This window comes from Sulfurimonas hongkongensis, assembly GCF_000445475.1.
GTDB classification, from domain to species: Bacteria; Campylobacterota; Campylobacteria; order Campylobacterales; family Sulfurimonadaceae; genus Sulfurimonas; species Sulfurimonas hongkongensis.
The window spans coordinates 31,977-53,384 of sequence record NZ_AUPZ01000002.1; the positions used below are offsets into that span (position 1 = coordinate 31,977).

The 21,408-nt window shown below is 34.5% G+C and carries 27 protein-coding genes; 10 read left to right on the top strand and 17 right to left on the bottom strand.

Features of this window, described 5'->3' with window-relative positions; translation table 11 throughout:
- Positions 1-177: 177 nt before the first annotated feature.
- From brnA to M947_RS12680, 4 genes are all read left to right on the top strand, one after another.
- Positions 178-348 carry a type II toxin-antitoxin system BrnA family antitoxin gene (brnA, locus tag M947_RS23820; protein ID WP_425425628.1) on the top strand — a complete coding sequence of 57 codons (171 nt, stop codon included), beginning with the start codon at positions 178-180 and terminating at the stop codon, positions 346-348.
- Between the two features lie 145 nt (positions 349-493).
- Positions 494-973: a ribonuclease E activity regulator RraA gene (rraA, locus tag M947_RS12670; protein ID WP_021286391.1), complete on the top strand. Its 480-nt coding sequence runs from the start codon at positions 494-496 to the stop codon at positions 971-973.
- A 6-nt stretch (positions 974-979) separates the two neighbouring features.
- On the top strand, positions 980-2,113 hold the full coding sequence (locus M947_RS12675; RefSeq protein WP_021286392.1) for a TRAP transporter substrate-binding protein: 1,134 nt from the start codon (positions 980-982) through the stop codon (positions 2,111-2,113).
- 76 nt (positions 2,114-2,189) lie between these two features.
- On the top strand, positions 2,190-3,419 hold the full coding sequence (locus M947_RS12680) for a putative glycoside hydrolase (protein WP_021286393.1): 1,230 nt from the start codon (positions 2,190-2,192) through the stop codon (positions 3,417-3,419).
- Here the strand turns inward: M947_RS12680 and M947_RS12685 are convergent.
- Both M947_RS12685 and queC read right to left on the bottom strand, forming a co-directional pair.
- A complete protein-coding gene (locus M947_RS12685) occupies positions 3,395-4,084 on the bottom strand; it encodes a M48 family metallopeptidase (RefSeq protein WP_245541239.1) in 690 nt (229 codons plus the stop codon). The two genes, M947_RS12680 and M947_RS12685, sit on opposite strands and share 25 nt — an antisense overlap.
- The gene (gene queC, locus M947_RS12690) at positions 4,062-4,736 is read right to left on the bottom strand and encodes a 7-cyano-7-deazaguanine synthase QueC (RefSeq protein ID WP_021286395.1); all 675 of its coding nucleotides are present in this window, start codon (positions 4,734-4,736) and stop codon (positions 4,062-4,064) included. Before queC ends, M947_RS12685 begins: the two co-directional genes overlap by 23 nt.
- An 89-nt stretch (positions 4,737-4,825) precedes the next feature.
- Between queC and M947_RS12695 the strand changes: the two genes are divergently transcribed.
- From M947_RS12695 to M947_RS12705, 3 genes are all read left to right on the top strand, one after another.
- Positions 4,826-5,014: a hypothetical protein gene (locus tag M947_RS12695; protein WP_021286396.1), complete on the top strand. Its 189-nt coding sequence runs from the start codon at positions 4,826-4,828 to the stop codon at positions 5,012-5,014.
- Positions 5,015-5,084: 70 nt separating this feature from the next.
- Complete coding sequence (gene ybeY, locus M947_RS12700) at positions 5,085-5,504, top strand: rRNA maturation RNase YbeY (protein WP_021286397.1); 420 nt, start codon at positions 5,085-5,087, stop codon at positions 5,502-5,504.
- Between the two features lie 2 nt (positions 5,505-5,506).
- Complete coding sequence (locus tag M947_RS12705; protein ID WP_021286398.1) at positions 5,507-6,424, top strand: calcium/sodium antiporter; 918 nt, start codon at positions 5,507-5,509, stop codon at positions 6,422-6,424.
- Between the two features lie 11 nt (positions 6,425-6,435).
- On the opposite strand, the gene mrdA is transcribed toward M947_RS12705, so the two are convergent.
- Genes mrdA through M947_RS12770 form a run of 13 tightly spaced genes read right to left on the bottom strand, consistent with a single transcriptional unit; the run spans position 6,436 to position 17,094 of the window.
- Positions 6,436-8,220, bottom strand: coding sequence for a penicillin-binding protein 2 (mrdA, locus tag M947_RS12710; RefSeq protein ID WP_021286399.1), 1,785 nt, complete (start codon positions 8,218-8,220; stop codon positions 6,436-6,438).
- The gene (locus tag M947_RS12715; RefSeq protein ID WP_021286400.1) at positions 8,217-8,669 is read right to left on the bottom strand and encodes a hypothetical protein; all 453 of its coding nucleotides are present in this window, start codon (positions 8,667-8,669) and stop codon (positions 8,217-8,219) included. The genes mrdA and M947_RS12715 overlap by 4 nt, the downstream gene beginning before the upstream one ends.
- Positions 8,636-9,094, bottom strand: coding sequence for an N-acetyltransferase (locus M947_RS12720; protein ID WP_021286401.1), 459 nt, complete (start codon positions 9,092-9,094; stop codon positions 8,636-8,638). The genes M947_RS12715 and M947_RS12720 overlap by 34 nt, the downstream gene beginning before the upstream one ends.
- On the bottom strand, positions 9,091-9,705 hold the full coding sequence (gene yihA / locus M947_RS12725; RefSeq protein WP_021286402.1) for a ribosome biogenesis GTP-binding protein YihA/YsxC: 615 nt from the start codon (positions 9,703-9,705) through the stop codon (positions 9,091-9,093). The genes M947_RS12720 and yihA overlap by 4 nt, the downstream gene beginning before the upstream one ends.
- A gap of 1 nt (position 9,706) precedes the next feature.
- Positions 9,707-10,210, bottom strand: coding sequence for a lipopolysaccharide transport periplasmic protein LptA (gene lptA / locus M947_RS12730; protein ID WP_021286403.1), 504 nt, complete (start codon positions 10,208-10,210; stop codon positions 9,707-9,709).
- A gap of 2 nt (positions 10,211-10,212) precedes the next feature.
- Positions 10,213-10,734, bottom strand: coding sequence for an LPS export ABC transporter periplasmic protein LptC (lptC, locus tag M947_RS12735; RefSeq protein WP_021286404.1), 522 nt, complete (start codon positions 10,732-10,734; stop codon positions 10,213-10,215).
- An 8-nt stretch (positions 10,735-10,742) separates the two neighbouring features.
- Positions 10,743-11,237 carry a KdsC family phosphatase gene (locus M947_RS12740; RefSeq protein WP_021286405.1) on the bottom strand — a complete coding sequence of 165 codons (495 nt, stop codon included), beginning with the start codon at positions 11,235-11,237 and terminating at the stop codon, positions 10,743-10,745.
- Entirely contained in the window at positions 11,234-11,806 is a 573-nt protein-coding gene (gene hisB, locus M947_RS12745) for an imidazoleglycerol-phosphate dehydratase HisB (protein WP_021286406.1), read from the bottom strand. The genes M947_RS12740 and hisB overlap by 4 nt, the downstream gene beginning before the upstream one ends.
- 2 nt (positions 11,807-11,808) lie before the next feature.
- Entirely contained in the window at positions 11,809-12,621 is an 813-nt protein-coding gene (locus tag M947_RS12750; protein ID WP_021286407.1) for a septal ring lytic transglycosylase RlpA family protein, read from the bottom strand.
- Entirely contained in the window at positions 12,614-13,840 is a 1,227-nt protein-coding gene (locus M947_RS12755) for a lytic transglycosylase domain-containing protein (protein ID WP_021286408.1), read from the bottom strand. Before M947_RS12755 ends, M947_RS12750 begins: the two co-directional genes overlap by 8 nt.
- A gap of 57 nt (positions 13,841-13,897) precedes the next feature.
- Positions 13,898-14,674 (bottom strand): TatD family hydrolase, encoded by a 777-nt coding sequence (locus tag M947_RS12760; protein ID WP_021286409.1) that lies wholly within the window; start codon positions 14,672-14,674, stop codon positions 13,898-13,900.
- A 3-nt stretch (positions 14,675-14,677) separates the two neighbouring features.
- Positions 14,678-16,237: an AAA family ATPase gene (locus tag M947_RS12765; protein ID WP_021286410.1), complete on the bottom strand. Its 1,560-nt coding sequence runs from the start codon at positions 16,235-16,237 to the stop codon at positions 14,678-14,680.
- Entirely contained in the window at positions 16,234-17,094 is an 861-nt protein-coding gene (locus M947_RS12770) for an NAD(+)/NADH kinase (RefSeq protein ID WP_021286411.1), read from the bottom strand. The genes M947_RS12765 and M947_RS12770 overlap by 4 nt, the downstream gene beginning before the upstream one ends.
- A gap of 142 nt (positions 17,095-17,236) precedes the next feature.
- Between M947_RS12770 and wrbA the strand changes: the two genes are divergently transcribed.
- From wrbA to M947_RS12785, 3 genes are all read left to right on the top strand, one after another.
- Positions 17,237-17,848, top strand: a complete 612-nt coding sequence (gene wrbA / locus M947_RS12775) for an NAD(P)H:quinone oxidoreductase (RefSeq protein WP_031347770.1) — start codon at positions 17,237-17,239, stop codon at positions 17,846-17,848.
- An 86-nt stretch (positions 17,849-17,934) separates the two neighbouring features.
- Positions 17,935-19,692, top strand: a complete 1,758-nt coding sequence (gene aspS / locus M947_RS12780) for an aspartate--tRNA ligase (RefSeq protein ID WP_021286413.1) — start codon at positions 17,935-17,937, stop codon at positions 19,690-19,692.
- A gap of 99 nt (positions 19,693-19,791) precedes the next feature.
- A complete protein-coding gene (locus M947_RS12785; protein WP_021286414.1) occupies positions 19,792-20,361 on the top strand; it encodes an adenylate kinase in 570 nt (189 codons plus the stop codon).
- Here M947_RS12785 and M947_RS12790 read toward each other — a convergent pair.
- Both M947_RS12790 and M947_RS12795 read right to left on the bottom strand, forming a co-directional pair.
- Complete coding sequence (locus tag M947_RS12790) at positions 20,352-21,053, bottom strand: MOSC domain-containing protein (protein ID WP_021286415.1); 702 nt, start codon at positions 21,051-21,053, stop codon at positions 20,352-20,354. The genes M947_RS12785 and M947_RS12790 overlap by 10 nt on opposite strands.
- A gap of 8 nt (positions 21,054-21,061) precedes the next feature.
- Positions 21,062-21,346 carry a hypothetical protein gene (locus M947_RS12795; RefSeq protein ID WP_021286416.1) on the bottom strand — a complete coding sequence of 95 codons (285 nt, stop codon included), beginning with the start codon at positions 21,344-21,346 and terminating at the stop codon, positions 21,062-21,064.
- Between the last annotated feature and the right edge of the window lie 62 nt (positions 21,347-21,408).

Genomic DNA, 21,408 nt, shown 5'->3' on the forward strand with positions numbered 1-21,408 from the left:
GTAAAATAGAGTTGGAGTTAAGGAGGATTTTGTCCCATTAATGATTTCAACAAAAAAGACTACAAATCTTAAACGTACGACAATTTACAAATAATTTAACTAGATAAGTGAAATAAAAAGATATTTAAGGTGTTGATTTAATTTATGACTTTCCAGTTAATTACGATAAAATAGCCCCTGAATAAAAACTCAAACACTAAAAAAGCCAATGTTGATTTTCCTGAGTGGGTAATAAATTCACTTGATGAAGAAGCTAAAAAGATTGGAGTAACAAGACAATCGATTATTAAAGTTTGGATTGCTGAGAGATTAAAAGAAGAAACTGCTAACTTTAAAAAAATAAGTTAAAAACAAAAGAGACATATTTTATAAACTACCTCAAGTCTTACTCAAGCAGTCTAGCAAAAAGTTTGACATACTCTTAAGTAAAAATAAGCCTTATTGATAATATATGAGGTTATAATACAAACAATAAAAAAATTTAGGAAGAAAAATGGACTTTTTTACAGCAGATATTTGTGATGAGCATATTGATAAGGTTTTGGTTTTAGACCCTGATTTTAAAAACTATGGTGGGGCTTCAAGATGCCAAGGTGAGGTTGTAACTATAAAGCTTGATAAAAACAATGCTGGGCTTATAGAGTTGCTTCGTGATGAAGATGGAAGTGGTAAGGTTGTAGTTGTTGATGTCAGAGAAGAGTATTTTGCAGTTGTGGGCGAGAACCTTATGAAGTTGGCATATAAAAACAACTACGCTGGCATCATAGTAAATGGATATGTTCGTGATACATTTCAGATTAAAGATATCCCTGTAGCACTCTATGCACTTGGAGTTTGCCCTAGAAAATATATCCCCGTTACAGAGTCAGAGAGAGGTGAGCATCTCTCCTTTGGAGGGATTGGTTTTGAAGATGGAGACTATGTTTATGCAGATAGCGATGGTATTATAGTTACACCAGAGAAGATAGTTTAAAGCATTATGAATAGAAGAGACTTTATAACTGGCGCAACTCTGGTATCAGCTTCATTAGCTCTTAGCGGGTGTAATGAAAATAATCGCCAAGCTATAGATCATAGTAAGCATCCCCAAAAGTCAAGTGATGAGATTAAAAATTTTAATATTGTTAAAAACAAAAAAACAAGTATAAAACTAGCTACTTCATGGCCGGCACACTTCTCTATCATAGGTACAGGAGTTGAGAGTTTTGCAAAGAGGATAAAAGAGATAAGCTCTAACTCTTTAGAGGTTAAGCTCTATCCAAAAAATACTCTTGTTCCAGCTCTTGCAGTCTTTGATGCTTGCTCGAGCGGTCAGATAGATGCTTTTCACTCAGGTCCCTACTACTGGAAAGGTAAAAACTCTTCGTTTTCTCTCTTTAGTGGTGTCCCTTTTGGTTTTAATGCTGAGGAGATTAACTCATGGATGCTTTATGGGGGTGGATTAGAGCTTTGGAGAGAGGAGTATGCAAAGTATAATCTCTACCCTTTTTTAGGTGGAAATACTAATATTCAGATGGGTGGATGGTTTACAAAGCCTATCAACTCTTTAGCAGACATGCAAGGAATAAAGATGAGGATGCCAGGACTAGCTGGTGAAGTCTATTCTAAGATGGGAGTAAACCCAATACTACTTCCTGCTGGGGAGATATACACAGCGTTAGAGAGAGGTGTGATAGATGCTACTGAATGGGTAGGACCTGCACTTGACATCAAGATGGGATTTTATAAAGTTGCACCATACTACTACTCTGGTTGGCATGAGCCAGGCTCTATTTTAGAGCTAACTTTCAATAAGCACTTCTGGAGCAAGTTCTCACATGAGCATCGGATGATGATAGAAGTAGCTGCAAGTGAGTTAAACTCAAATATGATTTATGAATTCCATTCAGAAAATATCAATGCTCTTGCAAAATTAAAAGAGTTAAATATAGATATTTATAGGTATCCACAAGATGTTATAAAGGCTGCAAAGATAGCTTTAAAAGAAGTCATCTCTGAGCAAAGTGCCAAAAGTGAGGACTTTAAAAGAGTATATGCATCTATAGAAGCTCATCTAAAACTCTCTCGTGAGTGGAGTGATGCAAGTCTTCGTTATTTTCTAAATGAAAGATAAAGTATAATCGCACTTCTAATATAAGGGGCACACTATTTGCTTCTTGTTTTTAAGATTAATATATGGACTACCAACTTTGAAAAAACTACTTTTTTTAACAACTATTTTAAACACTCTACTTTTTGCTTCATTTGATGGAACTATAATAGATAAAGATACATTGAAACCTATATCAAAAGCTATTATAAGTGACTCTAAAAAGAGTATTTACTCAGATGAAAATGGTTTTTTCTCGATTTTAAGTGATGAAAAAAAGTACCATGCTAAAGCTTATGGATACAGGCCTCTTAGTTTTAGTCAAGAGCAAAACCAAAGTATTATAGAGCTAGAATCTATAAAGATAAAAGCACTATATCTTACCTTTTGGGGTGCAAATATACACTCAAAAACAGTTGCAAGAGCCTTGAAAATCATTGATAAAACAGAAGTAAATACTCTTGTTGTAGATGTAAAAAATGAGTATGGTTCAACTAGCTTTAGAACCACATTTGCAAAGGCAAATGATTATGGAGCTAGCAAAGATAGAACTATAGGTAATATAGAAGACTTTATAAAACTTATGAAGTCAAGAAATATCTATCTTATAGCTAGAGTTGTGGTCTTTAAAGATGAGCTTCAAGCGTCAAATAATGAAGAGTACGCCATAAAAGATGAAGATGGTTCTATTTGGAGAAACCATGATAAAATGGCATGGGTTGATCCATTTGATAAGAGAAGTCACGATTACACTATCTCTATAGCCGAAGAAGCTGCTAAAGTTGGCTTTGATGAGATAAACTTTGACTACATCCGCTTTCCTGCAAAAGCCAATCTTAAACTAAAAAAAGAGAGCACTGAAGAAAATCGCTTAAAAGCGATAGAGACATTTTTAAGTTCAGCCCAAGATAGACTTAGAAAATATGGAGTTTTTATCTCTGTTGATACTTATGGAAATATCTGTTGGGAGAGTGGTGATAATGGCATTGGTCAAAGTGTTGCCTCACTTGCAAAGCATAGTGACTATATCTCGCCAATGCTCTATCCATCAGGCTTTGCTAGTGGAAGTTTTTACTTTGAACATCCATCAGAACACCCTTATGAGGTAATTAGACGAAGTATAATAAACATACATGACACCATAGATCCAAATCGAATTAGACCGTGGTTACAATACTTTAAAGATTATGCTCACAAAAAAAGATCTTACAATAAGTTTGAGGTTACTGAGCAGATAAGAGCATCAGATGATACAAATACAAGTGGTTGGATGTTTTGGTCACCATCTAGCAGATATCACAAGTGTTACTTTAAAGCGTCCATAGAGTAAAGTCTTCTCTCTCTTATATCTTTTCTGACTCTTAAAGAGTCTGTAAAATAGGTCTCAACTAGAGCATGAAAGGCTTTTGAGTGGTTCATGTGAACTAAGTGAGAAAGTTCATGAACCACCACATAGTCAATCTGCTCTTTGCGTAGTTTTAAAAGATTTGTATTTAGCGTTATAACGCCTAAAGAGTTGCAACTTCCCCATCTACTTTTCATTTTTTTAAACTTTAATTCTTGATATTTTAGATTCATAATGCTTGAGTAGTGCTCTACTCTTTTAGTTAAGTAGCTCTTTGCATGCTCTTTATAAAAGTTATCATAACATCTAAGTATATTTTCTCTTGTTGGTTTTCTCAAATTGCAAAGAGAGTTACGAAGTATCTCAGCATCTTTAGTGTCAACACTATAAACCTCTCCAAAGAGTAGGACTTCATCTTCTAGATTTATCTCTATTGGTCTATTTTGCTTTTGCTTTAAAAGCTGTTTTCTTATCCAACTCTCTTTTTTTCTAAGCAAATCATTTATATAGATTTTTGATTTACTAGAAGTTTTCAAGATAACTTTAGCCTCGCTTGTAACGCTTATATAGCTGTTTTTAAGAGTTTTTTTATGAACATGAGTGATGCTCAAATCTTTAAAGCTTATCTCACTCGTATGCAATTGGATCACTTATTCCTGCTAACTTAAAACCACGAAGTCTTAGCCTGCAGCTATCACAAACTCCACAAGCTTTTGTCTCATTTTTGTAACAACTCCAAGTAAGTTCAAGAGGCACTTTTAACTCTAATGATGCTTGAACTATTTGTGATTTTGATAGATGTACAAGTGGCATTTTTATCTCTAGAGCTGTTTCATCTTTTGTTCCAAGGTTTATAGAGTTTTGCATACTTTTTATAAATGTGTCCGTACAATCAGGATAGCCACTACCATCTTCTTCTACAACTCCGATGCTGATGGTACTAGCACCCTCTTTTTCTGCAATAGCTGTTGCTATGCTTAAAAAGATGCCGTTTCTAAAAGGAACATAGGTTGAGGGAATACCATCTTCAATCCCGCTTGTTTGAACTTCTATCCCTTTGTCTATAAGAGCAGATGCTCCGATTTTAGAGAAAAAATCTAAATCTAGATTGTATCTCTCTTTAACCCCTAAATCTTTGCATATCGCATCAAAACACTCTAACTCTTTGTTTTGTGTCAGTTGAGAGTAGTTAAAATGTAAGGCAATTATCTCATAACCCTCATCTCTCATCATGTATGCACTAAGAGTTGAGTCCATTCCGCCACTCATAATACAGAGTGCTTTTTTTTCTTTTGTTTTCATAAAAAGATTTTAACATAAGTAAAAAATATTTTAATATTAAATCAAAGACTTTGTGTATATAATGACATATTAAGCAAAAAGGAGAAACTATGGAAGTATCGTCTAATATGTCACCTACTACAACTGCTCCTACAGAGAGCGGAAAAGATCCTATGAAAAAAGCACTAGAAGTTCAAGAACAACAAGTTCTAAAAGTTCTTGATAGTGCAAATGAGCTATCTAAGGAGATGAATGCTCAAAAAACTGGTATGGGTAAAAACTTAAATATTACCGGTTAACTTTAAAAACAGGTGCTTTATTTTGCCTGTTTTTGACAAAATATAAGCCACGTTAGATATAATCCCACTTATGATTGAACTTAATAATAAAACCACTCTAAATGTAAATGAAGAGTTTTTAAACACCATTGCTACAACTCTTACAGACAAAGAAATAGAGTTAATTATCACAGATGAAAAAGAGATACAAAAGATAAACAAAGAACATAGAGGAGTTGACGCTCCAACCGATGTTTTGAGTTTCCCTTATGAAGAGATGCCTATGAGTCCTTTGGGGAGTATAGTTATCTCCGCTTCGCATGTATTGGAACTATCAAAAGAACTAGGTCACACTAGTGATGATGAGTTAGCTCTGCTTTTTATACATGGAATCTTGCACCTTCTAGGATATAACCATGAGGAAGATAGTGGCGAGATGAGAGAAGAAGAGATTAGACTAATAAATAAATTTGAGCTCCCAAATAGTTTAATAGTTAGAACACAAGGATAACAATGGATTTTATAATTTTCATAGTTGCAATGTCGGCTCTTATATATGGAGCTGACTTTGTTATAAAAGAGTCAGAGAGAATCGCACTTCATTTTAACATATCCCATTTTGTCATAGGTGCCACACTTGTAGCTTTTGGAACATCACTGCCTGAGATGGCAGCTTCTATGGTGGCAGCATCGCAAGATAAGAGCGATATGGCGGTTGCAAATGTTGTTGGAAGTGTTATTTTTAATATTACGCTGGTATTAGGTGTAGTCTTTTTCATTAGTAAAAAAATGTACCCAAAAAGAGATCTTTTTTTACTTGATAGTGCTTGGATAATTGTACCTTTAGTACTCTTTTTCTTGATGGTTCAAGATGGAGTAATTGGAAGAGTTGATGGGGTTTTATACCTTCTTTTGATGGTATCTTACTTGGTATTTTTGTTCAATGACCCAAAAGCAGATTTAGGCGTAGAGCCTACAAAAGAAAAATTTAGCTGGACTAAACCTATTTTACTACTTATTGTCGGGTTTATCTTAACTATTGGTGGGGCTAACTTTGTTGTTGAGAGTGGCACAGAAATAGCTAGAACTTTTGGTGTAAGCGAGTGGATTATAGGAATCTTTTTAATCTCTTTGGGAACCTCTTTGCCCGAGTTAGTAGTCTCCTTAGTAGCTATCAAAAAAGGAAATGCAGAGATGAGCATTGGAAATATTATAGGCTCAAATGTTGCAAACTTCTCTATGGTTTTAGGTGCAGCATCTCTTGTAAATCCACTAACGGTAGACCTTGTGGCTACAAAATATGATATGTTGATAATGATAGCAGCATCAGTTGCGCTTCTTTTTATCTTAGCAAACAGACTCTACAACAAAGCAGGAGCAATATTTTTGTTGATTATACTAGCACTTTTTATTCAGAATGCTCTTGTGTAACAACAAAATTTCTACTCTTTTATATACTTAAGTTCTAATAGCTTATTGTATATTTTTGAGACTATCTCTCCCGCAGCTGAACCGCCATGTCCGCCGTGCTCAACCATTGCTAAAACTACATACTTTGGATCTTTGTATGGTCCATAGCTTGTAAACCAAGCGTGAGAGCGAGTATAGTACTCCATTTCATGTTCTAAAACTCTATCTTCAATATCTTGCATAATTCCAATAACCTGAGCAGTTCCAGTCTTTCCAGCTATGGTTACTTTTGAGCTTAGATAGTGCGTAGCTGTTCCTCTTGGATGATTACATACCTCATACATAGACTTCTGTATAAGAGGTAGTTTATCAAGTTCATCCGCTGTTAAAACATCTGTAGTTTCAGGTTTGTACTCTTCATCTCCTATGTACTTTGCAAAGTGTGGAGTAGGAAGTTTTGAAGTAGCCATAAGTGCAGTAAATTGAGCTATTTGCATAGGAGTTGTTAAAAAATCACCCTGACCTATTGAAGTATTTACAGTCTCACCTATAAACCAAGGCTTATTATATTTATTTCTCTTCCACTCACGAGATGGAACTATTCCTATAAACTCATTTGGCAAATCCACACCTGTTTTTTTACCAAGTCCATATCTCATAAGTCCATCACTCATTTTTTTTATACCAACTTGCAAGCTTCCTTTGTAAAAATAATCATCGCAACTCTCTCTGATGGCTTTTATAAGTCCAGTTTGTCTATGCCCTCTTTTTTTCCAGCATCTAAATACACGCTTTCCAAGAGGCATCGAAGCTCTACAGTCTACAGTCCAAGATTTATCTAACTCAGTTGTTATATATATGAGTGCAAGTCCCATTTTTATGGTTGAACCTGGTGGATAAAGTCCATTTACAAGCTTGTTAGTAAATGGTTTGTCCAGGCTATTTGATAGTTTATCCCACATCTCATAAGAGATGCCAGATACAAAAGTGTTTAAGCTATATTCTGGATAACTACTAGCTGAGAGTATTGCACCATCTACACCCATAACTATAACTGCTCCAGCCTTTTTATCAAAGAGTGAAGATATATATTTTTGAAGCTCTATATCTATGTTTAGGGTTAGTTTTCTATCCTCATCTGCACTCTCATATGATAGCTCTTCTATCTCTTGATTGTTAGCATTTACTTTTACATATCTTTGCCCTGGTTTTCCTTGAAGGTAAGTGTTATAGTACTTTTCTAGTCCTGATTTTCCAGTATACCCGATGAGCTCAAGTAACTCATCATTTTGAATATCTTTTTTATTTGCACGAGAGACATAGCCTATAGCATGCGCACCTATTTCTCCGTAAGGATAGTATCTCTTTGGAGCTGGAACTATATTTATATTTTCTCTTAGACTCAAAATTGAATATACTGGCATAATGTCTTCATAAGAGATAAAATGAACTATATCTATAAAGTCATGATTGTAGTAAGAGTCTTTTTTTATATAGTTTTTTATAAGATTGTCTTTTTTAAGAACTGGGATAAGTCTTACTAAGTTATCTATTTCTTCATTAAAATTTTCAATATTACTCTTTAGCCTTAAATGTGGACGAAGCTGAATCTTAAATCCTAGCTTATTTATAGCTATAGGTCTATTATTTCTATCTACTATCTCACCTCTTACAGGTGCTATTTGTTCATTTTTAATGGTGTTTGAATAAGATAGTCTCTCATAATAAGTGTTTGACTCTACAGCTAAAAAAAAGACGCGAACAACTAGGGTTAACCAAGTGATGGCAAAAAAAGCGATAATAAACTTGATTTTCATAAGATGCTCACTATAAAAAATTCAATGACTATGTAGTATATGATATAGTAGTTAAGCCCAGGCATTGGTAGTAGAAATATGTTTGAGAGGAGTGTTAAAAAGAGATAAAAACCAAGGTATGAAAGCAGTACAAAAGAGGCTTTTATGCAAGAATTGCAACTAAAAATTTTTTTTAGTCTTGGAAGTACAAACTTATAAATTAGTCCTAAGTAGATGATGGAGCTAAATAGAGGATAGCCCATCTGAGATTCAAAGATAATTAAACAAAAAGCACATAAAAAGATATATAGTGAATCTTTCTTCTTTAAGGCATCAGCAAAAAGTAGAAAAAGTACCCCAAAGAGTGGAGGCAAAAAAAGATAGATGCTACTTAGACTCTCATAGACTATAAAGAGTGCTACATAAACAAATGGTACTAAAGAGTTTTGATTAGAGATACTTCGTTGCATACTGGAAAATGTTTACACTTTATACAATCGGCCCAAATTTTATGTTCGGGAAGGGACTCTTTTGGGATCTCTACAAAACCTAATCTCTCAAAAAAAGCTTGTCTATATGTTAGACATAACACTTTTTGAAGTCCTAAATTTCTTGCTTCATCTACGCAAGTATTAACTAGATTTTCTCCTATTTTTTGACCTCTAAAACCCTCTTTTACAATGAGAGATCTTATCTCTGCTAAATATTCAGTATGGATATGTAAGGCACAAAAACCCAAAAGCTCATCATCCTTAAAGCATAGTGTATATGAGCGAATATTTGTAGCAACTTCATCACTACTTCTGTTTAAAATTATCCCTGATTCTATCTCTGGGAGCACTAATTCTTGCATAGCTGCGATATCACTCAGTCTTGCTTTTTTATAAGTTATCATACTTTATCTTCTTCAAATAAAATATCATATATAGTTGCTATAACCTTGTGTATCCCCTTTTTCTTTGAGCTAGATACCATCATTGCATTAGGAAACTTTTGTTTTAGTGCATTCTGCTCTTTTTGATTTAACTTATCCACTTTTGTAAAGATTTGAAGGATTACTTGATTTTCTTTAATATTTGCAAGTAAAAATTGACTTACAGAGGTATCAATATCTAAATCAGGATGCCTACAATCAACTAAATGCACAAAAAGCTTAATTTGCTCTCTTTTAGAGATATAATCAGTTAGATTTTTCTCCCACTCATGCTTCATAGATTTTGAGACTTTAGCATAACCAAATCCGGGCAAGTCCACAAACTTAGCTACTTTTTTTTGCATAGTATCTCTATCTATAAAAGTAACATCAAAGTAGTTTATAAGTCTTGTTTTTCCCGGAGTTGATGAGACTTTTGCAAGTCCTTTATGATTTGTCAGTGCATTTAAAAGTGAACTTTTACCAACATTTGAGCGAGCCATAAAGACAACCTCATTTTGCTCTCGTGTATCTGGTGCTGCTTCTATATTTGGAGCAGATGTTATAAACTTTGCATCAATGATCTCTATCATATTATTTCTCTTGCTTTTTTTCTGTTTTTTTAGTCGTGTTGTCTTCTTCTTTTTCAATCTTAAATATCATAATAACAGGCTCTTTTTTTGCACCTTTAGCATAAGCTTTACCCTCAATAGTTTTAAGTACAACTTCATCACCAATAATCTCTTTTTTTTCATCAAGTTGCTTTAGATGCACATCTGTAAAAAAGTGATACTCTTTTAGATTTGGCATATATATAACTTTTTGTGCAACGCCCTCGTACAAAGAACCCTCTTTTGTCTCTATATGAAAAGAAACGTTTCCTACTGCTATATACTTTTTAGGTTTATGAGCTGAATCAGTATAGACTGTTACTTTTGTAGCATTAAGTTCATCATTTCTTCTTACTATATTAACATTCCCTTCAAATACAGAGATTCCACTCTTCTCATCTCCATCAAACTGATCAGCTTTTATCTTTATCTCTTGTGAGATTAAAGAAGACGCTAAAAAAACACTCAAAACCATTAAAATTTTCATAATTATCTCTCTTTTATCTGATATTTAGCTACTACATTTTTAGATTTAATTTTTCTATTTGCATTATCATAAACTAAAGAAGTTCCTATAACTCTGTTTTTGTCTCTATACATTATATAATCTTTTTGAGTCTTTGCTATAGCAATTTTTTTATTATATATGGCCTCTTGTGACTCAAAAACTAAACCATCTTCTCTATTATAGATAACATTTCCAACTAAATCAATAATCTCTTCTTTGTCTCTGTAAAGCCCATTGTCAGCTCGTATATTTGCAAGAAGTTCTTTTGAATTATCTGTATAGCTTATGTTTGTGACATTATATCTATTTGAATACCTTGTAGTTTTAGAGCCTTTCATAATTGTGATGAGTTTGTCTTGATTTAACTCATGCAAAACAAAAGAGTCAAGCTCAAAAAGAGGGACATCAACAAAATTTTGTTCTGCAACATATTGAGGTTTAAAGCCAATATATATCATAAGCAGACCAATAGCGATGAAGACAAAAAAGGCATTTATATTCAAAATATCTCCTATATCCAAACTCTCATAAAATCTTCTCTTTGGTTATTATCATCAACCAAAATATCAATCATCTCTCTTACCACACCATCGCCACCTTTTTTCTCTAAGACTATCTTTACTATCCCTTTTATCTCTTTTACACCATCACTTGGAGCAAAACTTTTTTTTACTAATTTTAGCATATGGTAGTCATTTAAGTCATCGCCAATAGCTGCTACCTCACAAAAGCTAAGCCCTAAAGATTCTATAAGCTCTCTTAAGACTCTTTGTTTATCCTTTACACCTTGATAAAGGTGCTTTATACCTAGTTCTTTGGCTCTTCTAGTTACTATATTGGATTTTCTTCCAGTGATGATAGCTACATGGTTTCCCATCTTTATCCAAGAGCTAATAGCGAGTCCATCTTTTACATTAAAACTCTTACTCTCAACGCCATCATTTGAATAGATAAGCTTACCATCGCTTAAACAACCATCAACATCTAAGACAATAAGTTTTATCATAAAACATCTTTAGTGCTTGGTATTCCAACTCTATCATTTTTAGCTATTGCTCTTCTTATGGCAACAGCTAGAGCTTTAAAAGAAGCTTCTATAATATGGTGTCTGTTTTTTCCTCTAAGAGTTATGATATGAGCACTAATTCTTGAGTTGAGAACAAATGCCCTAAAAAACTCTTCTACTAGCTCACTATCAAAGCTACCAACCTTACCAGCAACACTTGATTCATAAACTAAAAATGGTCTGTTGCTCAAATCTAAGTCACAAGATACACAAGCTTCATCCATCACTATATTTGCACTACCAAATCTCTCAACATTTTCAACTGGATACAAGACATCTGCTACTAAAGAGCCCAAAACTATACCAATATCCTCAACGCTGTGATGGTCATCAATATGATTATCGCCCTTACATCTGATATCAAGGTCAATAAGTGAGTGCTTTGAAAAACTCTCTAACATATGATCTAAAAAACCAACTCCTGTATCTATGTTGCTCTTGCCATTGCCATATAACTCTAGTGAGATAGTGATATCTGTCTCTTTTGTTTTTCTACTTTTACTTATCATCTCTAATCCTCTCTTACGATAAAGGCATTTTTGAAATGCCCTTGTGCTTTGTAGTCTCTTGCTTCTTGCTCACTTTTAAAGCCTTTTAGCCAAACTTTAAAGAGTCTTCCTCTATCACTCTCTACATCTTTTATGATAGTTCTATAACCATCTGTATTATCGTGCATCTCTTGCATCTTAAGAGCACCTTCAATTCTTGAAAATGATGCAATTTGAAGGGCAAACTCACTAATGATCTCTTTTTGAGGAAGTTTTTTAAGCTCTTTTTTACTTGGAATTTTCTTTTTGCCTTTAGCTTCAAAACCTAATATCTCTAGCTTTACAGGTGCTGTTCCAGCTGCTATCATATCTATCTTTGAAGCACCTGTTTTTGATAGGTCAATGATTCTATTATCTACAAAAGGGCCTCTATCATTAATCCTCACAACTATGGACTTACCATTTGTTTTGTTTGTAACTTTTACTATAGTGTTCATCGGCAATGTTTTATGAGCAGCTGTCATATCGTACATGTTGTATATTTCACCGTTTGAAGTATGTTTACCGTGAAATTTTGGTCCATACCAGCTAGCTCTACCATCAAATCTATCTCCAACACTCACAACAGTTGGATAGTACCTTATACCTCTAATGACGTAAGGCCTCATAGTTGGATGCGAATATGTTTTTTTATCCATCACAGAGCTGTGGCGGGCTCTGTCTGAAGAGTAGTGTTTTGTAGGAGTTTGTGGGCTATAGACTCTTTGACCTCTAGTGCTACATGCAGTAAAAAATAAGACCAAAAAAACAAGTACAATAGATAAGAATCTATTCATTTATCTTTAACCTATCACCTATTTTTATAAAGCTACTGTTTAGATGATTTTGAAGTTTTAGGCTTTGTACACTAACTTTATAAGCTTTAGAGATAGACTCTAGCGTATCTCCTGCCTTTACCATATAGTAGTGTTGCGAAGATGTTTTTTTATTTTTATTATTTGACTCTATTGGGATTATGAGTTTTTGTTTTAGACTCAATCTATATGATTTTAGATTGTTAAAATCTTTTATAACTTTGTATGAAACTCCATATTTTGCACCTATTGCAGAGAGGTTATCTCCCCTTTTTACTACATGAACTTTGTAGATGTTTTTCATAGGTTCAGGTTTGTATTTTTGTTTAAACTCATTTAATTTTATATATGGAATATAGATATCATAACTTGAAGCATAAGGTGGAACAAAGTCATATTTTAGTTGACGATTTAGTTTTTTAAGCTCTGCTAATGGGATACCCACTATCTTTGAGAGTCTTTTTATAGAGTCGCCACTTGAGAGTTGCACAGTCGAGATAGAGTAAGCATTTGCACGATTTAGTAGATGCTCATACTCACTGTTCATTAAAAACTGCTCATCATAACCTATCATAGCAAGGGCTACTATCTTTCTTATATAAAACCTACTTTCTCTTGGAATATATCTCTTTTTAGGATCAAGTAAAACAGCTAGTTCATCACTCCCAGCTCTTTTTATCGCTTTGCTTAATCTTCCACCTCCACAGTTATAAGCAATAGCTGCTAAATACCACTTGCCAAATCTCTTATGCAAGTGAGAGAGGTATTTTGCAGCAGCCTCAGTTGACTTTATAAGGTCACGTCTCTCATCAACATATTCATCAATTCTTAAACCATAAAGTTTTCCAGTTTGTGGCATAAACTGCCAAAGTCCAGAAGCTCTTTTTGGAGAGTATGCACGAGTGGAGAAATTTGATTCAGCCATAGCAAGATATAAAAATTCTGCTGGAACTCCATGTTTAGTTAAGATACTTTTGATCGAGGGGATAAAAGTATATGCCTCATCCATTGCTTTAAAAAAGTGCTTGTTTTTATCAATGTTTAGCTTTTGAGCTTTCATCTTATTCATGATAGGATCATAAAGAAATGAAGCCTCTATATCAAAAGACTCTAAGAGGGCTACCTCTTTATTATGGTTAAAAACATATGTTAAGTTCGCACTTAGAAGGATTGGTAAAAGCAGTAATAGAAAAAATTTCATCATTGATTACTCTGATTTTAAATTTAAAGCCTCGATTTTATCTAAAAAAAGATTAAATTAGCGTAAAGTAAAGAGTTTTAGGGCATTTTGCGTAGTTAGCTCTTTTATGTCTTGAAGTGGTGTATCTAAGAGTTCAGAGATCTTTTGTGCTATCAACGTTGTATATAGTGGTTCATTTCTCTCTCCACGGTGTGGCGAGGGAGTTAAGTATGGTCCATCTGTCTCTATAAGAAGCTTTTCTTTTGGGATTTTAGCTAAGACATTTACTAGTTTTTTTGCATTTTTAAAAGTCAAAACTCCACCGATACCAAAGTAAAAACCCTCTTTTGCTAAAGAGAGCAACTCTTCATCAGCATTGTAACAATGAAGTACCCCACCAACTTCTCTTGCATTAAGTTCTAAAAGAATCTCTTTTGAGTCTCTAGAGGCATTTCTTATATGAATTATCAGAGGTTTTTTATATTTTTTTGCAAGTTCTATTTGAGCCTTAAAGACTCTTTTTTGCTCCTCTTTTTCTTTAAGTTTTTCTTCATCACTTCCCTCAAGTCTAAAATAATCAAGCCCACACTCTCCAATGGCCACACACTTTTCATGTCCAATATATTTTTCAAAATCAAGCTCATGAAATGATGCCATATCGTAAGGATGTACACCTACAGCAAAGTAAACATCACTATTTTTTTCTACTATTTCTAATGTTCTCTTTAGTGTAGACGGATCCGCTCCTGGGATGATAAATCTCTTTACTTTAGCAACTCTTGCTCTATTTAAAACTTCATCTAAGTCATCTTTGTATCTATCGTGATCTAAGTGTATATGTGTATCTATTATCATTTTTTACCTTTTTCTCTCTTGTTCAGCACATCTGCTTACTTCTAAAAGCTCTTTTGCAAAGTTTTTAGCCTCAACTGATATACTCTCACCACTTATAATCCTTGCTATCTCATCTACTCTCTCATTGAAACTAAGCTCTTTTACCTTAGATTCATCATCCTCTTTATATATGAAAAAGTGCTGTTCTCCCATGGAAGTTAGTTGTGGTTGATGCGAGATTACAAAGATTTGAAAATGCTTTGAGAGTTGTCTTAAAACTTTTGCAACGCTCATTGACTCTTCTCCGCTAAGATTTGCGTCTATCTCGTCGAGCATTAAGACTCCACCATTTTTATGCATAAACTCAGACTTTAAAGCTAAAATGGCGAGTCTTAATCTGTTAAACTCTCCTGTACTTACCTTTTGAAGCTCTGTGCTATTTAATTTTATCTCAATTTTGTCTTGACCATTAAGATTAAGAGTGCATCTACTAAGAGTAACTTGTGCATCTCTTAGATAAAGCTCTTTTAAATACCTATTTAAATCTTTCTCAAACTTGTCTATTTGAGCCTCTCTTAGCCCAGATATAGCCTCGGCCAAACTCTCTATCTTTTTTTTTAAACTTATCTCTTGTTTTGTCAGCTCTTCTTTGTTTATCTCAATATTTTCATACCTTTGCAACTCTAAAACTTTTTGCTCTTTATATTCTAAGGCTTCTTCTATACTTCCATACCTTTTTTTTAGCCAACTAATCTCTTCTATACGGTTTAAAACCTCTTCAATATCAACATCATCAAGCTCGTTAAACCTTGCCTCTGCACTATCAAAAATAGCTCTTAACTCATTCATAGCATCATCAAAAGATGAGCTATTATTATCAAGCAGGTTTAGAGTTGAGCTAACAAAGTTTTCACTCTCAAAAATGGCACTCGCTTTTGCTATGCTCTCTTGAAGCTTCTCTTTTTTTGAGAGATCTTTTTTTATCCTAAGCAGTTCTTCATCTTCTGCTGGTTTTGGGTTTATTTCTTGAATTTTGTTTATCTCAAAAGTTGCAAACTCTTTTAATTCTACTATTCTTTTCTCTTCTTCTTCTATATTGTCCAGCTCAGCTCTTACTTGTGAGTGCATCAAAAAAGAGTCTTTGTAGCTTTTTTTTAGGTTCTCTATCTCTTTTGAGTTCTTCTTTATCCTTGAGTCTAAGATAGATAGCAAATTTGCATCTTCAAAATCACTATAATCTTTTAGACTTAAGTGTCTTAAATAGCTAAAACTTAAGTTAGATATCGCTTTTTTAGAGAGGCTTTGATTGTTTATAAAGTATCTTGCTTTTTCTCTTTTTATCTGTTTAAAGATATTTATCTCTTCATTTTCTATGCCAAAGTCATCCATCTCAAGATGCCAGTTCACACTTGACTCACATAGAGATGCCTCGCAACTCTCAACCCCAAAAGATGAGAGGATTGCCTTCATAAGGATTGATTTTCCACTTCCACTAGGACCGCTAAAGACTATAAGTCCTCCAGCTGTATTTAGCTCAACTTTTTTAAAACTAAGATAATCTTTTAGATAAAATCTCTCTATCATCTATGATCTCCCCAACCCAATTTTTGTTTTAAAACCTCAAAGTAGTTAAACTCCTCTCTATGAATGAGTTTTGCCTTTGCAGATGCTAGTCTTATATGTACGCTATCACCCTGCTCTATCTCATGCATATCTTGACCATCTATAATGACTAAGGCCTTGTTTTGTGGTGTTTTCATCTCTATAGAAAACTTTCCAGGCAGTACTACTGGTCTTTGACTAAGTGAGTGTGCAGAGATTGGTGTAAGTGCAAAAACTTCTGTTAGAGGGAAGATTACAGGACCTCCACAAGAGAGGTTATAGGCAGTTGAGCCTGTTGGAGTTGAGACTACTACTCCATCTCCATAGTAGGTGTTAAATGGTTTTGCATCTACAAGAGTTTCAATATGAATCATATTTGAGATAGTTGAGCGAGTTAGAACCATATCATTAAAAGCATTAGTCTCTAGTTCCTTGTTTTTACCAACTATTTTTACCTCTAAAACTGATCTCTCATCAACTCTTACCTTATCCTGTGTCATTTTATGCACAAACTCATCGAGTTCATCTAAGTTTACATCTGCTAAAAAACCTAGACTTCCAGCATAGACTCCTAAAACAGGTATCCCAAATTTAAAAGAGCGTCTGACTGCCGAGATGAGAGTACCATCTCCACCTAGAGTTACGATGGCATCCACATGTTGACACATTGCTTCAAACTCCATTCCCATAACATCAATCATACCAGCACTAATGCTATCTACATATACATTGATATTGTGTTTTTTAAAAATCTTCTCTAACTTGTAGTAACTGCTCTTTAGTTCAGGTGTTGATGGCCGCAGTAGTACGCCAATCTTTTTTATGCTACTTGTTTGCAAATTTAACTCTTTATTGAAAATATTTGTTTGATTATACACTTTTGATATTAAAATTAAAGGGCTTAATTATATTATTATTTCTGCCAATTTAAGATTGATTGATATATAATACCTAAAATAGCGCAAGCGAAGGGGTTTTTTTATGAAGATATTAGTCGTTTATTATTCAATGTACGGGCATGTTTATAAATTAGCACAAGCAGTTATAGAGGGAATTGAGTCAGTTGAAAATGTTGAAGTTGTGCTTTGCAGGGTTCCTGAGACTCTTCCTCAAGAAGTACTAGAAAAAATGGGTGCAGTTGAAGCACAAAAACAGCAAGCTCATATACCTATATGTAGTGTAGAAGAGCTAGGTAATGCTGATGCGATCATCTTTGGAACGCCAACTCGTTTTGGCAATATGTGTGCTCAGATGCGGCAGTTTCTTGATGCTACTGGTGGGTTGTGGGCAAAAGGTGCTCTTGTAGGAAAAGTTGGAAGCGTCTTTACAAGTTCAAACACGCAACATGGTGGTCAAGAATCTACTATTCTTAGTTTTCACACTACCCTTTTGCATCATGGTATGGTGATTGTTGGTCTTCCATATACTTTTAAAGGACAGAGCACTATGGATGAAATCAGTGGTTGCTCCCCATACGGTGCATCTACTATTGCAGGTTCTGATGGAAGTTTTTATCCAAGTAAAAACGAGCTTGCAGGAGCATATTTTCAGGGAAAACATGTTGCACAAATAGCAAAGAAACTTATGTCCTAAACAAAAACATCTATTAAAAACAAAATAATTGCCCGATAAGGCTATTTTGGTTATAATCGCGAAAATTTTATATAGGACTCTATATTTTGAGAACTCACTACTGTACAGATTTAAATGAAGAAAATGTAGGACAAGAGGTTGTTCTAACTGGTTGGGCAAATAGTTATCGCGATCATGGCGGGATTATATTTATTGACCTTCGTGATAAAACAGGACTTATTCAACTAACTTGCGACCCAGAAGATAGCTTAGATGCACATAGAGTTGCTGATGGAGTTAGAGATGAATATGTTTTAATAGCAAAAGGTGTTGTTAGACTTCGCGGAGAGGGATTGACAAATCCTAAACTTAAAACTGGTGCTATTGAGATTATAGTAAAAGAGCTAAAGATTGAAAACAAAAGTGCGGCTACTCCTTTTGTGATTGGTGATAGCAGTGTTGGAGAAGAGACACGTCTAAAGTATCGCTATTTAGAGCTTCGTGACCCATCAATGTATGAAACCTTTCGTCTTCGTTCAAAAGCAGCAATTGCGGCAAGAAATACTCTTGATGCAAATGGCTTTTTAGAAGTTGAAACTCCAATCCTTACAAAATCAACTCCAGAGGGTGCAAGAGACTATCTTGTTCCATCTCGTGTTCATAGCGGAGAGTTTTACGCACTTCCACAATCACCACAACTCTTTAAACAACTCTTGATGGTTGGCGGATTTGACCGCTACTTCCAAATAGCAAAGTGTTTCCGTGATGAGGACTTAAGAGCAGACCGTCAACCTGAGTTTACTCAAATAGATGTTGAGATGAGTTTTTGTGACCAAGAAGATGTTATAAAAGTTGCGGAGGACTTACTACAGGCAATGTTTAAAGCTTGTAATATCGAAGTAAACACTCCGTTTAACCGCATAACTTACAACGATGCTATGGAACTTTATGGTTCAGATAAGCCAGATATGAGATATGACCTTAAAATGGTAGATGTTATCGATATATTCGAGAGATGTGACAATGAAATCTTTACAAAGATAGCTAAAAAACCACATACAAACCGCATAAAAGCTCTTAAAGTTCCAGGTGCTGACTTAGTATTTTCAAAAAGAGAGATGAAAGGTTTTGAAGACTTTGTAAGAGAGTTTGGTGCTGGGGGTTTAGGTTACTTTCAGATGAAAGAAGATGGACTAAAAGGTCCACTTACAAAATTCTTTGGCGAAGATGATATAAACCTTATCATAGCAAGAACCGAGCTTCAAGTAGGCGATGTAATCTTCTTTGGTGCTGGAGATAAAAAGACCGTTTGGGACTATATGGGAAGACTTAGAAACTATATAGCTGAGCATGAAAAAATGAACTTAGCGGACCCAGATGCTTATGAGTTTGTTTGGGTAGTTGACTTCCCAATGTTTGAGATAGAAGATGGAAGAGTAAAAGCTCTGCATCATCCTTTTACTCAACCTAAAGATACAGACAAAGATGATATCGAAGATATAGAGTCTATAGCTTACGATATAGTCTTAAATGGTACCGAACTAGGTGGTGGATCTATTCGTATACATAAGCAAGATGTTCAAGAAGAGGTATTTAAACTTCTAGGCATAGATGAAGAAGAGGCGGCTGAGAAATTTGGTTTCTTACTTGACGCTCTAAAGTTTGGTGCGCCTCCACATGGCGGTTTTGCACTAGGATTTGACAGAATTATGATGCTAATTAGTAAAAAATCAAGCATCCGCGATGTTATAGCATTTCCAAAGACTCAGAGAGCTTCTTGTGTGCTTACAAAAGCACCAAGTGCAGTTGACAACAACCAACTTAGAGATCTTCACATCAGATTAAGAGATAAGCCTTTAAAATAGTCCCGTAAAGGAAAGTAATTTCCTTTACTCCGCTAAAGCCGCTAAGGCTACTGAAGCTAACTTTTGTAAAAGTTAGATCAAAACTTCAAGGATTTATTTTTGAAAAAACTATTTTTGATTATCGGCGCACCAGGTTCTGGAAAGACTACAGATGCTCAGCTTATTGCAGAGGCTAACAGTAACATTACTCACTACTCTACAGGCGATCTGCTTAGAGATGAAGTAGCGAGTGGCAGTGAGCTTGGTTTAGAGATAGATAGTTACATCTCAAAAGGTCTTATAGTTCCCATAGGTATTGCCATAAAAACTATCACAAACGCTATAAAAAATGCTCCTACAGAGATTATTATTATAGATGGTTATCCTAGAAGTATGGAGCAGCTTGAAGCTCTTGATGAGTACTTAAAGAGTGATGATTTACTTCAACTTGTGAGTGTTATAGAGGTAAAAGTAAGCAAGCAGACTGCAAAAGATAGAGTTTTAGGTCGTGCTCGCGGTGTTGATGATAACACAGAAGTATTTGATAATCGTTTAAAAATTTACACCGAACCACTAGCTGAGATTCAAGCTTTTTACGCCTCAAAAAATCTCTTAAGAGTTGTTGATGGTGAAAGAGAGATAGAGGCGATAGTAAGTGAAATGGAATCTTTTATAAAGTCTCAAGTGTGATAGTATGAGAATTGATCATCCCTATCTCTAAGCTCATATCTCTTAGCTAGAGATGCAAAGAATGCCCTTCCTAAATCATCGCACAAAAGTGCTTCTTTAGTTGCTTCTTCATCGCTCATTGGATCTACGATAAGCTCATTTAGTTTAGCAATAGTAAGATTTTTATGAGCTCTTTTTTGTAAAATGACTTCATCTTCTTTTGAGATATAACCCTCTTTTAAAACTTTTGCATACCAACCAGTAAAACCATTAAGAAATACTACTTTTGTCATATCTTTAATCTCTGTATGGGCACTTAGTTTCCAACAAGGTTGTCTAGGTTGAGTAATTTGTACTATACCCTGGCCTATCTTAAAAACATCGCCCACACAAACATCACTTTCAGATATTTCAGATAAAACTAGATTTTCTCCAAAAGATGCCACGCCGTGCATATCAAAACTACTATTGAAATATGAATTTATTTTCTCATATGTAAGCGCACTAAATATAAAAAGAGCTTTATTTTTTCCACCATGATGGAGCGTGTCACCCTGCTCATCCTCACTAAAACCCACCTTTGTAAGATAGGCTTTTTGTGTTGGTTTTTTCTTAATGCCAGAGCTTAAAACTTCTCTTTTGTTATCTTGAAGATTTGAAATCTCAACATTTCCAACTTTTAGCTCTAAAACCTTAGTTATTACTTTTTCCATCTCTTTTTCTACTCTTGTAGAAAACCAAAATCATCTTCGTTGCCCTCTTGAGCCTCTAAGATGTCATCTATAAGTTCTTTAGCTTCTTCTTCGTCCATATCGCCACTCTGTATGTCAACTAGTACCTCTTGCAAGTCTTCTTTAAACTCACGTAACTCTTCTATCTCCTCTTTTGCATCTTCGCTTGCAGACTTACTACCAGCTATCTCCTCGAAGATTTCGTCAAGTCTCTCATCTATATCTGGGATAACACTCTTTGTAAGCAGTTCTTCTAACTTTTGTATATGTGACATCTTTTTTCCTTAAATGAATTGTATAATAGTACTAAAATAATGCCAAATATGTTAACAATTCA